This is a genomic window from Mycobacterium sp. PDNC021 (assembly GCF_048282635.1).
Classification (GTDB): Bacteria; Actinomycetota; Actinomycetes; order Mycobacteriales; family Mycobacteriaceae; genus Mycobacterium; species Mycobacterium llatzerense.
In genome coordinates this window covers 415,847-429,807 of sequence record NZ_CP182502.1, presented here as the reverse complement: position 1 = coordinate 429,807, position 13,961 = coordinate 415,847, and the positions used below count along the sequence as shown (strand labels likewise).

Annotated in this window: 9 protein-coding genes; 3 read left to right on the top strand and 6 right to left on the bottom strand. The window is 69.4% G+C overall.

Annotation, left to right across the window (positions count from 1 at the left end; genetic code table 11):
- Positions 1-29 precede the first annotated feature (29 nt).
- Positions 30-1,502: an aldehyde dehydrogenase gene (locus ACNO8X_RS01965; RefSeq protein WP_418003933.1), complete on the bottom strand. Its 1,473-nt coding sequence runs from the start codon at positions 1,500-1,502 to the stop codon at positions 30-32.
- Positions 1,503-1,586: 84 nt separating this feature from the next.
- Positions 1,587-2,345, bottom strand: a complete 759-nt coding sequence (locus ACNO8X_RS01960; RefSeq protein WP_418005734.1) for a class I SAM-dependent methyltransferase — start codon at positions 2,343-2,345, stop codon at positions 1,587-1,589.
- 57 nt (positions 2,346-2,402) lie between these two features.
- Between ACNO8X_RS01960 and ACNO8X_RS01955 the strand changes: the two genes are divergently transcribed.
- Together ACNO8X_RS01955 and ACNO8X_RS01950 are read left to right on the top strand one after the other, a co-directional pair.
- A complete protein-coding gene (locus tag ACNO8X_RS01955) occupies positions 2,403-3,590 on the top strand; it encodes a glycosyltransferase family 4 protein (RefSeq protein ID WP_418003932.1) in 1,188 nt (395 codons plus the stop codon).
- 317 nt (positions 3,591-3,907) lie between these two features.
- Positions 3,908-5,377, top strand: coding sequence for a sugar transferase (locus tag ACNO8X_RS01950; protein WP_418003931.1), 1,470 nt, complete (start codon positions 3,908-3,910; stop codon positions 5,375-5,377).
- On the opposite strand, the gene ACNO8X_RS01945 is transcribed toward ACNO8X_RS01950, so the two are convergent.
- Together ACNO8X_RS01945 and ACNO8X_RS01940 are read right to left on the bottom strand one after the other, a co-directional pair.
- Positions 5,343-6,998 carry a hypothetical protein gene (locus ACNO8X_RS01945; protein WP_418005733.1) on the bottom strand — a complete coding sequence of 552 codons (1,656 nt, stop codon included), beginning with the start codon at positions 6,996-6,998 and terminating at the stop codon, positions 5,343-5,345. The genes ACNO8X_RS01950 and ACNO8X_RS01945 overlap by 35 nt on opposite strands.
- A gap of 17 nt (positions 6,999-7,015) precedes the next feature.
- The gene (locus ACNO8X_RS01940; RefSeq protein ID WP_418003930.1) at positions 7,016-8,212 is read right to left on the bottom strand and encodes a DUF3068 domain-containing protein; all 1,197 of its coding nucleotides are present in this window, start codon (positions 8,210-8,212) and stop codon (positions 7,016-7,018) included.
- Between the two features lie 139 nt (positions 8,213-8,351).
- Between ACNO8X_RS01940 and ACNO8X_RS01935 the strand changes: the two genes are divergently transcribed.
- Entirely contained in the window at positions 8,352-9,539 is a 1,188-nt protein-coding gene (locus ACNO8X_RS01935) for an acyltransferase family protein (protein ID WP_418003929.1), read from the top strand.
- Here ACNO8X_RS01935 and ACNO8X_RS01930 read toward each other — a convergent pair.
- Both ACNO8X_RS01930 and ACNO8X_RS01925 read right to left on the bottom strand, forming a co-directional pair.
- Positions 9,505-13,650, bottom strand: a complete 4,146-nt coding sequence (locus tag ACNO8X_RS01930; RefSeq protein ID WP_418005732.1) for an alpha-(1->3)-arabinofuranosyltransferase domain-containing protein — start codon at positions 13,648-13,650, stop codon at positions 9,505-9,507. The genes ACNO8X_RS01935 and ACNO8X_RS01930 overlap by 35 nt on opposite strands.
- A 52-nt stretch (positions 13,651-13,702) precedes the next feature.
- The gene (locus ACNO8X_RS01925; RefSeq protein WP_020103457.1) at positions 13,703-13,876 is read right to left on the bottom strand and encodes a DUF2613 domain-containing protein; all 174 of its coding nucleotides are present in this window, start codon (positions 13,874-13,876) and stop codon (positions 13,703-13,705) included.
- Positions 13,877-13,961: the final 85 nt, after the last annotated feature.

Here is a 13,961-nt window from a genome sequence, read left to right as displayed (position 1 = left end):
AGCGGGTGGCCATCCGGACGAAGGTGGAATTACGCCGGGGTGTAGCCGAACGGCATGAGCACGCTCTTGGCCTGGCAGTAGGCCTCGATGCCCTCCGGGCCGTTCTCGCGGCCGATGCCCGAGTTCTTGTAGCCGCCGAACGGAGCGCCCGGATCGAACGCGTACATGTTGACCGCGTAGGTGCCGGTGCGAATCTGTGCGGCGATCTTCATGGCCTTGGGTACGTCGGTGGTGTAGACGCTGCCGGCCAGGCCGTAGTCCGAGTCGTTGGCGATCCGGATGGCTTCCTCTTCGGTGTCGAAGGGGATGATCGCCAGCACCGGGCCGAAGATCTCTTCCTGGGCGATGGTCATCGAGTTGTCGACGTCGGCGAACACCGTCGGCTGCACGAACCACCCGGAATCCAGGCCCTCGGGGCGGCCGCCGCCGGTGGCGATGCGCGCGCCCTCTTCGACACCCTTCTTGATGTAGCTCTCGACGCGCTCACGCTGCTTCTCGCTGATCAGCGGGCCGATCATGGCGGCCGGGTTGTCGGGCAGGCCGACCTGCATGGCGGCCGCGCCGGCAGCCACCTTCTCGACGACCTCGTCGTAACGCGACCGCGGGGCCAGGATGCGGGTCTGGCCGACGCAGGCCTGGCCGGTGTTCATCAGGCCGGAGAACAGCAGCATCGGGAGGGTGGAGTCCAGGTCGGCGTCCTCGAGGATGATCGCCGCGGACTTGCCGCCCAGTTCCAGGGTGCAGGGCTTGAGTCGCTCGGCGGCGACCTTGCCGATCTCCTTGCCGACGGCCGAGCTGCCGGTGAAGGTGAACTTGTCGATCTCCGGGTTGGCGGTCAGCGCGCGCCCGGTGTCCGGGCCACCCGGCACGACCGACAGCACGCCCTCGGGCAGGCCGGCCTCGGCGAAGGCCTGGGCCATGGCGAACACAGACAGGGGCGTCTCGGCGGCGGGCTTCAGCACGACGGTGCAGCCGGCCAGCAACGCCGGGCCCAGCTTGTTGGCGGCCAGGAAGAACGGCACGTTCCACGCGGCGACGGCGGCGACGACGCCGATGGGCTCGCGGGTCACCAGCGTCTGGCCGTAGATGCCGTCGCGGATGTCGCTCCACTGGAACTTGTCGGCAGCGCCGGCGTAGTAGTTGAACGACGACATCGCCGCGCCGTACTGCATCATGTCGACGATGCTCGGCGGCTGGCCGGTCTCGGCGGAGAGCAGGAACTTCAGCTCGTCAGCACGCTCGGTCATGATGCGCGACGCCTCGGCGATCACCGCGGCGCGCTCGGCCGGCGTCATCTTGGGCCACGGGCCCTCCTCGAACGCCTTGCGGGCGGCGGCACACGCGGCATCCACGTCGGCCTTGGCGGCCAGCGGCACCTTGCCGACGAGCTCGCCGGTGGCCGGGGAGTGCACCTCGATGACGTCCGACGTCGACGGTGCGGTCCACTGACCGCCGATGAACAGCTGGTCCCAGGTCGTACGGAATGCCGTGCCTTGTGTCATAGATGTGCTCCTCGCGTGCGCGGTGTCATGGGCGTCACACTACCGAGTTTTCGGCCAAACGAGAACATGTTCCAATTAGGTCGCTCAGCTGGGCTTGAGCACCAACACCAGGTTGCTCGTCAAGAACTCCTGTAACAGCGGTACAGAAGTCGCACGCCAGGCCCATTGCGGGTGGTAGCGGGGGAATGCGGCGACCAGCGCCCCGGTGCTTCGTGCCCACTCCAGTCCAGCTGCCGCGGATACCGCGAACAACGACGACTCGTAGTCGTTCTTCGGCCGGTGACCGTGTTTGCGGGTGTACATCTCCGCGGCCCGCCGGCCACCGAGGTAGTGCGTCAGGCCCATCTCGTGTCCGCCGAAGGGGCCCAGCCACACCGTGTACGACAAGATCACCAGCCCGCCCGGCCGCGTGACCCGCAGCATCTCCCGGCCCATCAGCCAGGGCTCGCGGACATGTTCGGCGACGTTCGACGACAGGCAGACGTCGACGCTGCCGTCGGCGAAGGGCAGCGCCAGGCCCGAGGCGCGCACGAAGGTGCCTGCGCCGTCGGGTTGGGCGGCTGGGCCGGCGTGCATTTCTCGGGGGTCGGGCTCGACGCCGATGTACGTCATTCCGGCGCCGGAGAATTCGGTGGCGAAGTAGCCGGGGCCGCCGCCGACGTCGAGCACGGTTGTGCCCTCGGGTGCGGTTCCGTTGAGGTCGCGCCACAGGCCGTCCACCAGAGCGACGGTGTCGTGGGCGAGGGTGCCGTAGAAGCGGGCCGGGTCGCTCTGCTCGAAACGGAACTCACCGAGCAGCCGGATCGAGCGGGCGAGGGTGGCTCGCCTGCGGGTGGTGACCAGTCCTTTGGCTGCCCAGCGATTCACTCCGCAACCCTACTGACCGGTACCCTGCATTCGATGCCAGACCACCCCCAGCAGCCTGCTGGATCTCCTGACGAGATCCGGTCGGTGCTGCTGCTCTGCTGGCGCGACACCGGCCATCCCCAGGGCGGCGGCAGCGAAACGTATCTGCAGCGCATCGGCGCCCAGCTGGCCGAGTCCGGGGTGCGAGTGACGCTGCGGACCGCCCGGTATCGCGGGGCATCGCGCACCGAGGTCGTCGACGGCGTCCGGATCAGTCGCGGCGGTGGCCGCCTTTCCGTGTACATCTGGGCCGGCTTGGCCATGGTGCTGGCGCGGGTCGGCGTGGGTCCGCTGCGTGGCGTGCGGCCCGACGTGGTGATCGATTCACAGAACGGCATTCCGTTTCTGGCCCGGCTGGCCTACGGTCGGCGGGCCATGGTGCTGGTGCACCACTGCCACCGCGACCAGTGGCCGGTTGCCGGCCGGTTGATGAGCAAGTTCGGCTGGTTCGTGGAATCGCGGCTCTCGCCCCGGCTGCATCGGGACAACCAATACGTGACGGTGTCGCTGCCGTCGGCCCGGGACTTGGTGGATCTGGGGGTCGACGCTTCGCGGATCGCCGTCGTCCGCAACGGGGTCGACCTCGCTCCCGCGGCGTCCCTCTCGCTACCCCGGGCCGCTGCGCCGCGCATCGTGGTGCTGTCGCGACTGGTGCCGCACAAGCAGATCGAGGACGTGCTCGACGCCGTCGCCCTGCTGGCGCCGGTGGTGCCGGGGCTGCGCCTCGACGTCGTCGGAGGCGGTTGGTGGGACGAGCGGCTGGTCGCGCACGCGCGCAGGCTCGGCATCAGCTCCGCGGTGACGTTCCACGGCCATGTCGATGAGGTCACCAAACACGAAGTGCTGCAACAGGCTTGGGTGCACGCACTGCCGTCGCGCAAGGAAGGCTGGGCGTTGGCCGTCATCGAGGCCGCGCAGCACGGCGTGCCAACGGTCGGCTACCGGTCGTCGGGTGGCCTGACCGACTCCATCGTCGACGGTGTGACGGGCCTGCTGGTCGACGACCACCGCGGCCTGGTCACCGCACTCGAGACCCTGCTGACCGACGATGTCCTGCGCGCCCAATTGGGGGCCAAGGCCCAGGTCCGGGCCGCCGAATTCTCGTGGCCGCAAAGCGCTTCCGCGATGCTGACGGTTGCCGAGGCGGTCCGGGACGGCCAGTTCGTCAACGGGATCGTCTGACGGCTCACCGCTGCCGCGACGACGCTGCAGGCGGGCACCAAGCCCGCTTTCAGAAATTCTTCGTGACGACGATTCAAATCCGTCGTTTTGCTGTTGGGCGAGACCATGACGCATAAACTGACGCCCAGGTCAAATTTAATAGCAATGAGGGCTACTCTCGGGTTTCCGGCTTTCGGGCGTCCCTCCTGAATTGCGGATCCAGGCGACTGGGCCCGGTGATGCAGTGCGTTCGAACTCCGTTGTCTTTCAAGCAAATTAGACATACCGCTCCATCGAAGTGCCACCGGGTCTGAGGAGTTGAACATGTGGAGTTGCCGATGACGCTCTCGACGTTCGGGCTTACGCGACTTCCGAGTTCACGCGTGGTGTGGCAGCCGTACTACGCGCGTCGGGTGCTGATCACCGACGCCGTGACGATCGTCCTCTCCATGTTGTTCGCGCAATGGGCCCGATTCGGCGGAGCGGGTTACGGCCCGTCGGCCTCCATGCTCTACACCGCGTACTCGCTGGTGCTGGCGTGCCTGTGGCTGGGCGTCCTGACCTTGCACCGCGCCCGTTCCGCCTCGATCCTCGGATGCGGCATCGAAGAGTACCGCCGTGTTGTCGCCGCGTCCTTCTGGACGTTCGGGGTGATCGCGATCGTGGCCTTGCTCGCGCGGCTCGAGATCGCGCGCGGTTACCTGGCCATCGCATTCCCGTTGGGCACGATCGGACTGTTGATCGGGCGCAAGGTGTGGCGGCGCCGGGTTCGTGCGCGCCGGCAGGCGGGCGATTGCCTGACATCCGTTCTCGCCATTGGTGATCGGGACGCGATCGCGGTGCTGGCCACCGAACTCATGAACGATCCCGGCGATGGTTACGTGGTGGTCGGCGCGGGTATCCCGGGCGACCCCGGTGCGCGCGGTGACGTCATCAGGATCGGCGATCGGGTGATCCCGATCTTCGGCGACGAGAACGACGCCCTCGGCGCGCTCGGCGACCGATGCGCCGCTGACACCGTGGCACTGACCGACGCAGAACATTTCGGGGTTGCCGGAATCCAGCGGCTCACCTGGCGTCTCGAGGCCTCCGACGTCGACCTGGTGGTGTCGCCCGGCTTGCTCGATGTGGCGGGAGCGCGCCTCGCGATGCGGCCGGTGGCCGGCATGCCGCTGCTGCACGTGGAGAAGCCGCAGTACCAGGGTGCCAAGAGCTTCTTGAAGAAGGCGTTCGATTTCGGGTTCGCGCTGGCGGCGCTGATCGGGACCGCGCCGCTGTTGGTGCTCGCGGCGGTCGCCATCAAGATGACGAGTCGCGGCCCGGTGTTCTACCGGTCGGAACGCATAGGGCTGGACGGTGAGCCGTTCACCATGATCAAGTTCCGAAGCATGGTGGTCGATGCGGAAGAGCGTCTCGGCGACCTGCTTTCGGCCAACGAGATGGCCGGCGGCGTCATGTTCAAGATGCGGGAGGACCCGCGGGTCACGTTGGTCGGAAAGGTCTTGCGCCGCTTCAGCATCGACGAGCTGCCGCAATTCATCAACGTGCTCAAACAGGACATGAGCGTGGTCGGTCCGCGGCCGCCGCTGCGCCGGGAGGTCGAGTCCTACGATGGCGACATCAGGCGGAAGCTGCTCGTCAAGCCAGGAGTGACGGGGCTGTGGCAGATCAGCGGCCGCTCGAACCTCACGTGGGACAAGGCTGTGCGCCTTGACCTTTCGTACGTCGACAACTGGTCGATGGTCACCGACGTCGGGATCATCCTCAAGACGATCAGTGTGGTGGCACGCGGCGAAGGGGCGTACTGAGTCCCCGCCACCGCTGAATGCCCATCGCGGCCAATCCGCCGATCAGCATCCCCAGCCACACCATGTGCGCGGCGATCAGCAGCGCCCGCCCCGAAGCGGCGGGCATCGTCCCGCCCACCCGATACAGCGTGATGTCGTTGTCCCGGTAGGCAATAGGTAATGATGGCGCGGGAACTTCGCCTTCTCTGCCCTCCACAACCACCCAACCGACCCCGGCTGCGGCCAACTGGTGCACGTCGGCGCCGCGCAGCAGCAGGTCCTGTATCCGCCGCGCCCGCGCGCCCTCGCCGGGCACGGTTCGTCCCCCGATCACCAGGTCCCCGGTCGCCAGCACATCGGCGGAAACCCAGCGGGGCAGCGGGTCCAGCACCGGCGTCGGCCCGGCCCACGGGAACTGGCGGATGACGTCGGGCGGTAGTACCGCGACGGGCTTGGGGTCCGAGTTGATCTGCGCCGCCACCGAATACCAGCCGGCCGGATATGGCACCGACCGTAGCTGACCGCCGACGCCCCAGGCCAGGTCCGGCAGTGCGGCCAACACCGCCACACAGCACGCTGTGGCAGCGAAAGCTGTTGGTAGCCAAGGCCGAAGCGCCGCCACCGCGGCGGCACCGGCGAGGGCATAGCCGGGCATCGCGAGGGCCACCCACTTCTGCCCGTCACGCAGCACGCCCGTGCTGGGAATGGTTCGGATGAGCCAGTCGAGGAACGCCGACCCCGGGTCCGTCGCCAGCAGCGCGGGCACCAACACCGCGACGACCGCGAGCACCAGCAGCGGCCGGGCTGCCGCCACGGACCACGCCTTCCGCGCACCAAGGGCCATCACAGCCAGCAGCGCCACCGTCCCGGCCACGGCGAACAGCGTCGTCCGGGACACCGGCACCGCACCGGCGTTCCAGATGCCACCGAGCCCGGCCAGGCTGCCCAGCGTGCCGAGCCCAGGCTCCGCCCGCGCCGCGAACGCCGGTACGCCGGCGCTGGCCACCGGCAGCACCGAGCGGGCCACCACCGTCGCCACCAACCAGGGCAGCGCGGCACCGATCGACGCCGCCAGCGCGACCCAGACGCCGCGCCACGTGCGCGAACACACCAGGGCCACGACCAGCGCGAGCAGCAGTCCGGTCGGCGTCAGCCCGGCCAGTGCGATCCAGAACACGAGACTTGTGCACGATTTTCCGCGCTCGCCGCGGGAAATCGTGCACAAATCACTGGAAAGGGCGACCCAGGGCAGGCAGCCGTAGCCGACCAGCAGGCTCCAGTGCCCCTGCAACAGCCGCTCGGCGACATACGGGTTCCACACCGCGATGGTGACGGCCACGAGCTGCCCGCCGAGACCCACGTCGAGAACCGCGGCGGCCAAGCGCGCCGCACCCCAGCCGGCGAACCACAGGCCGAGGATCAGCAGGGCCTTGACCAGCACGCCGCCGTCGACGACGGGCGAGAGGATGGCCAGGAAGAAGTCCTGCGGCAGGGCCCGCGGCGCGGCCTCGGACAAGCCGAGGGCCGCATCGGACAGGTAGGACCGTGGTGTGGAAACCGCGTCACGCAGCAGCAGATAACCAGGCGCCAGCAGCGGCGCGGTGACAGCGAGCGTCAGCCCCAGCGCGTACAGCGCCGGCAGGGCACGACGAAAAGCAATCAGATCCGGTCCGGTGGCAGATCGGTCGGCCGCTGCGTAGGCAGCTTCTCGGTCATGGCCTCGGCGGCGGGCATCGGCCCGGAATCAGTGTCACGTCGGCCGAAGAAACCGTGCCCGGCGGCGTCGAGGCCCGGGTCGATCAACGCGGCCTGCGAACGCAGGCTGTACGCGGCCAGCAGCACGCCGCCGACCAGGAAGACCAGCCCCAGGCCACCGAAGGTGATGGGCAGGATGCGGTCCCACAGGGCCAGTTTGTCGCGTTCGTCGTGGGCGGCCGCGACCTGTGACTCGACCGTCTGCTCGTTCGAGGTGACGGTGAAGTCGGCGAACGTCACCTCAGGTTTGAGGGCGTCGCGCGAGTAGTAGTGGAAGCCGCGGTCCTTCTCTTTGACGATGGTGCCGGAGACCGGGTCCACCCAGAAGGTGCGGGCAGCAGCGTAGTAGCGCTGCATGGTGATCGGGTCGGTGGGCTCGGCGGACGGCACGCCCCACAGCTCGGCCCGGGCGGTCACCGAACCGTCTTCGTCCTTGTCGTACAGCGACGAGAACTTGATCGGCTCGACCAGCTTGCCGTCGGCGTCGAAGCCGACGTTCTGGGTGAACTTGTAGACCGACAGCCCGTTGACGTCTTCTTCGCCCTCGTAGTTGGCGTCGTACGCCTTCTGCGCGATCGGGTCGAACACCTGGTAGGTCTTCTTCTCCGTGCTGAACGGGAAGCGGTAGCTCAGTCCGGTGTGGGGCAGCGCGACGTTGGTCGGCGGGTTCGGGTCCTCGATGGTGCGCGGCTTCTGTACCGAGCCGGCCGCACCCGTCACCGCGGCGGCGGTGGTGCGGTTGAGCGTCACGGTGTCGACGAGCGCCAGCAGGAGGCCGTTGTCCTGCTGCTTGTCGGTGCGGCGGACGGTGTTGCCGACCTGCAGCGTCACCACGTCGGCGTTCGCCGGGTTCTCAACGCTGAGCTGGCGCTGCAACACCACGGGAACGTTCTTGTTGACGATGAACTTCTCGCCCAGCAGCGACGCCGGGTCCAGAGCGGTGCCGGTGCCGTTGCTGACCAGAGTGGTGTCGATGTCGAGCGGAATCTTGGCGATCTTGCCCGACGTATAAGTAGTCAACAGCAGAGCAGCAATCAGCAGGGCCGCGCCGAGCCCCATCAAGACGCATGCTGCGATTCGCAACCCCACAGCGCGGTTCAACCCGTGCTCCTCACTTTGTCTGCCAGCCACACAGCAACCCGACTGACCCTAACAGCCCTTACTAAGGCACACCCTCATAGTGGTGTCGGGGTGGAAGTGAGATTCGCCGCCGAGTACGGGCACCCGGCACACTGGGTTCGTGGGCGACGAAGGACACGACACCGCGGACAGCGCTCAGGTGAGCGGCACCCGCAGTTTCCTGCCCGCTGTCGAGGGCCTGCGGGCCTGCGCCGCCATGGGCGTCGTGCTGACTCACGTGGCGTTCCAGACCGCCAACAGCAGCGGCTGGTACGGCCGGTTGTTCACCCGTTTCGACCTGGCGGTCGCGGTGTTCTTCGCGCTGTCGGGGTTCTTGCTGTGGCGGGGGCACGCGGCCGCCGCGCGAGGGTTGCGGCACCGGCCGCCGACGGGCCACTACCTACGGTCGCGCGTGGTCCGGATCATGCCGGGGTATGTGGTGGCGGTCGTGGTGATCCTGGCGCTGCTGCCCGACGCCCACGCCGATCTCACGGTGTGGCTGTCGAACCTCACGCTGACCCAGGTCTACGTGCCACTGACGCTGACCGCCGGGCTGACCCAGATGTGGAGCCTGGCCGTCGAGGTCAGCTTCTACCTGGTGCTGCCCGTGCTGGCGCTGCTGGCCCGCCGACTGCCGGTGGACTGGCGGGTGCCCGCCATCGCGGTGCTCGGGGTGGCGAGCTTCGCCTGGCCCGCGCTGCCGTGGCACCTGCCGTTCGGCGTCAACCAGATGAACTGGCTGCCGGCGCTGTTCTCCTGGTTCGCCGCGGGCATGCTGCTGGCGGAGCTGACGGTCATGCCCGTCGGCCGGATGCACCAGCTGGCCCGGCGGCCGTGGGTCATGGCCGCCATCGCCGGTGCGGCGTTCGTCATTGCGGCGACGCCGTTGGCCGGCAACATCGGGCTCGCGCCGGGCACCGTCAGCCAAGTTGTGGTCAAGACCGCGATGGGCGCCGTCGTCGCCGGGGCACTGCTGGCGCCGCTGGTGCTGGACGCGCCTGGAACCCCGCACCGGATCCTGGGCAGCACCCTGATGGTGACCCTGGGCCGGTGGTCCTACGGCCTGTTCATCTGGCACCTGGCGGCCCTGGCCATGGTGTTCCCGGTGATCGGCGAGTTCCCGTTCAACGGCCACATGCCGATCGTGCTGATCCTGACCTGGGTTTTCGGGTTCGCGATCGCTGCAGTCAGCTACGGGCTGATCGAGTCACCCTGTCGCGAGCTGCTGCGTCGCTGGGAGTCCCGGCATGCCCCGTCGCCGCGGGACAGCTCGATCACCGACGTGCCGGAGCCTGCTGCGGTGGGTTAGTCGGCGCATCCCACAACGACGCCGCCAGCGCGGCCACCGAGATGAGCGCCAGGAACTGCACCCACGGCGAATGTCCGACGTAGCCGTCCACCGACCGCCACGGGTACGCGCTGAGCACCGCCCCCGCGCCGATCAGGCCGCTCGCCGAGGCGATGACGGTCCACCCGTCCAGCCACTGCTCGCGCGAGCGCAGCAGGTACCGGATACCGATGGCCGCCGCGACGGTCACCAGGCCGGCCCATCCGGCCACCAGGAATCCGAACCCGGCCAGGGCCACGCCGACGACTGCGCGACGCGGCTGCCAGGTCTGTGTCGGTTCGTCATCGACGGGCCGACGCATCGGTAGCAGCGCCAACAGCGCCAGCAGCGGAAGCAGGGCGAGCCCGCCGAACAGGCCGATGCGGTAGGGGGTGTTGAGCGCGAACGTCAGCGTGACGATGCCGCCGGTACCGGCCGGCAGCACCCAGCCCTGCTGCCAGCCGTTGATGGTCACCGGGGTGAGGATTGCGCCGTTGGCGGTGTGGGCGGTCCAGCCCGGGTTCACGCTCTCGGGGACGACGAGCACGCGCTGCACCGGCGACGGGGTCACCTGCACTTCGCGGTGATCGGACGTCCACTTCTTCAGCTGCGCGGGAGTCGTTGGGGCGCTGTGGATGTGGGCCGCGAGCGGGCCGGTCAGCCGGGCGCCGATGACGGTGAAGTCGGGACCCGGGTTGATCAGGAACTCCTGTTGCCCGGCGGGCAGTTGCAGCGGCGCGGACTGGCATGGCTGGGCCGCGATGGGCTCACCGTCGAGCAGCGCGCCGACGGTGGTGTGTATCGAGGTCTGCAGGAACTGGCCGGCGATGGCGACGATCGGGCCGCGGCCACACGGCACCGTGATGGCCCGACGCCGGTTCGCGGCCGCGTCGGCAGGAGCGATCGGTGTGTCGCGCTCGTCGAGGGCGGTGACCTCGGCGAGGCCGGGCGGCTTCACCTGGTCGAATCCCAGTGCGGTGCGGTCGATGAGGTCGTGCCAGTCCAGGATCGACAGCTTGATGGTGTCGGTCTTCGCGGGGGCGAGCTTGATGGTCTGTGGCCCGTCGCCGATCCGTCGCACCTGCGGTCCATTGCCCAGGTCCACCGCGACGACGGTCGGGTGGGCCGGCAACTCGGAGGCGCTCGGCACCAGGCGCAGGGCGCTGACGGTCGTCGGGGCCGGCAGGTGCACGGTCAGGTTGGCGCCATCGCGGAACTGCACGATGCTCTGCGGGGCAACCCAGGCGGTGCGCGGGTCGCCGTCGGTGGCGGCGTAGGCCGAGCCCGCGACGTCGATGACGTCGGCGTCCCCGGTGGCCCGGGTGGTGCCGGGCTGGCTGACCAGATCGGCCAGGTGCGGACCCTGCCTGGCCTGCACCCACACCGTCGGCACGACGGCCATCGGCGCCGGCACGGTGAGGGTGCGGCTCATGTTCACGGGCTCTTCGGGCGACTGGGCCATGGTGGCGGCGCACCGGACCCCGTTCGGTCCCTCGGCGCAGCCTGGCCGGCCCAGCTGGTCATTGCCCAAATCCCATTGCACCACAGCCGATCCCGCGGGCGGTCCGGGCACGTCGACGGTGTGCCGCAGGCTCACCGCATGGGCGAAGCCGGACGCGTCGTACTGCGTCACGGAGAAGTCGGTGATGCCGAACTGCACGCCCGGTGAACCGTCGTCGGTGCCGGTCGCGGTGAACCGGACCCACGAGGTCTCGCCGTAGGGTAGCGCTGCGACCAGCGGCTTGCCGGGCTGGTCGAAGCGAATTGTGCTGGTGCCGTTGGCTGTTGCCACTTCGACGCGGCGCACCTGGGCGCCGACCGCGGTCGCACTGGGCGTCAGGGTGACGGTCGCGTTGGTCACCGGATGGTCGAAGTCGACCTGAAGCCATTGCCCCACAGCGGTTTGCAGCGAGTTGGACACCCAGCTGGTGGAAGAGTCGCCGTCGATCGTGGCGGCCGCCCCGGCTGCCGTGGACACGTTGGGCAGCGCGGTGGAATCGGACGACGAGCTCGAGGTGGTGATCCGTCCGCCCGGCCACTGGCCGTACGCGGGAGTGGCGCCGGGGCTGGGGTAGTCCATGACGCGGTTGTAGGTGCGGCGCGGGTCGTCGGGCGCCCGCACGGCCGACGAATGGTCGTCGACGCGCCCGTAGTCGGTCTCCCGGACCAGTGGGGTGTCGGTGACGGTCACCTCTGGCACCGGGAGTCCGGCTCGCTGCGCGTCCTGCGTCAAGATCATGGGGCCCAACGGGTTTCGTCCCATCAGGCGGCGACGCTCGTCGATGCGCAACAGGGATTCGGGCCCGCCGTCGATGCGGGCCATGGTGTCGGCGTCGGCCAGGTACGGCTGGGTGGTGGTGGCGCCGGTCACGCGGTAGATCTCGACCGCGGGGTAGCGGGGCCGCAGGCCGCTGTCGGAGACGAAGCCCTCCAGCAGGCCGGGCCCGACCGGGTCGCCGAACTGGGCCACCTTCGTCAAGCCGCGGGACCCCTCGATGGCCCGGTGTACCAGCAGTGGCCGGGCGGACCGGGAGTTGTCGGGGTCCAGATCATTGCGCACGACGACGAACGAGATGCCTTGACGGGCAAGGGTGTCGGCCAATCCGGCGGACGGTCGTCCCGTGGCGAACAGGCGCTGCACGGAATCCAGGGCGCGGATGGTCGCGGGCGGGGTCAGCGGAATCGAATCGCGCACGCCCCAGGCGCCGCGCTCCAGTACCTGCAGCGGCTCGTCGTGCGTGTTGCCCCAGACCTGGTTGGCGAACGGCGCGCCCGGCGCGACCAGCACCCGGCCCGGCGTCTCTGCGTTGTGTGCGTCGAGCCAGTCCGCGGTCTGGTGCCAGTACTGCGGGATCGCACGGTAGGTACCGGGTGCGGCGAGCCGGCCCGTCCACGCCAACGACGTCCCGGCGGCCAGCGCCGTCAGCAGCACCACCGCGACGGCCATCCGCTTGTCCCGCTCGAGGTGGGCGAACGCGTTGATCCATTCCCGACGCGGTGCGGAGCCCGGCAGCGGAATCCGGCCCAGCACGTGGGCCAGGCCCAGCGCCAGCGGCAATCGCAGCACGGGTTCGAGCTTGTGCACGTTGCGCAGCGGGGTGCCGCCCGCGTCGAGGAAGGCCCGGACCTGGTGCGCGATCGGGGAGCCCAGCCCACCCGCGTACGCGACCGCGAGCAGCAGCAGGCCGATCAGCAGCATGGAGATGAGCCGGCCCCGGGCCGGCATGCTGCGCATTGCCAGGCCGGCCAGGCCGCCGGCCGCGACCAGGGTCGTGGCCAGCACCGCCACCGAGCCGGTGACCAGCGACGAACCGGCCGTCGCGTTGGTCGCGACGAACGCCGTCCAGCCGTAGGTGCCGCGCAGCACCTCGGTCAGCGACAGCCACTGGGTCGTGACGCCCGACGATTCGATGAAGTCCAGGAACGGCGGGCTGATCCGGCCGAGCAGCAGCAGCGCCACCGCCCACCACAGGATGGCCAGCAGCGTGCAGCCGAACCACCACGCCGTGAAGCGCCACCAGCGGCGGTTGGGCCGGTGCGCCGCCCACCAGATGATCGCGGCCAGACAGCCGGTCAGAGTGGCGACGGCGTTGACCGCGCCCATCAGTGCGACGGCGACCGCCGAGCGGGCGGCGAGCTGGCGGATTCGCGGATCGCCGCGCAGGGCAAGGATGACCGGCAACAGCACCCACGGCGCCAGCATCATGGGCAGGGTCTCGGACGAGATGGCGCCCAGCGTCGTCAGCGCGCGCGGCGACAAGGCGAACGCCACCGCGGCCAGCACCCGAGAGGATCGGCTGCCGATGCCCAAAGCCTCGGCGACCCGGACGACCCCCCAGAACCCGACCACCAGCAGCAACGCCCACCACAGCCGCTGGATCACCCAGCCGGGCAGGCCGATGACGTCACCGGCGAGGAAGAACGCGCCGTGCGGGAAGAGGTAGCCGTAGGCCTGGTTCTGCGACTGGCCGAAGGGCAGGTCGCTGCTCCACAGGTTGGCCGCCCGCGCCAGGAAGCGCGCGGGGTTGGCGGTGAGATCGAGTTTGGTGTCGGGCGAGACCCGGCCCGGTGACTGGGCGAACGTCAGGACCAGTGCGGCCGCGCTGACGACCCATAGGCAGCGCCGGGAGAGCGGCGCTGCGGGATCAGCTGCGGTTGCCGTATTCGACCCGGTTGAGCACCGATGACGCTGGATCGCCCGATTGCAGCGTCGGCTTGGTGTCCTGCTCCAGCATCAGCGTGGTGCCGAAGACCGCTGCGGCGCCGAGCAACAGACCGACCACGATGCTGGCTCCGGCGGGCACGAGGAAGCGGTCCATGGCGCCCAAACTAGCATGACGACCTGCCCGCTTCCGTGTTCGCCAGCCCGCTACCAGGTCATCGCGGGACCTGGGCGCCGCTGTC

Coding starts and splice junctions, on each gene's coding strand:
- ACNO8X_RS01925 (WP_020103457.1), bottom strand. CDS start 13,876: ATGGACCGCTTCCTCGTGCCCGCCGGAGCCAGCATCGTGGTCGGTCTG.
- ACNO8X_RS01955 (WP_418003932.1), top strand. CDS start 2,403: ATGCCAGACCACCCCCAGCAGCCTGCTGGATCTCCTGACGAGATCCGG.
- ACNO8X_RS01965 (WP_418003933.1), bottom strand. CDS start 1,502: ATGACACAAGGCACGGCATTCCGTACGACCTGGGACCAGCTGTTCATC.
- ACNO8X_RS01950 (WP_418003931.1), top strand. CDS start 3,908: ATGACGCTCTCGACGTTCGGGCTTACGCGACTTCCGAGTTCACGCGTG.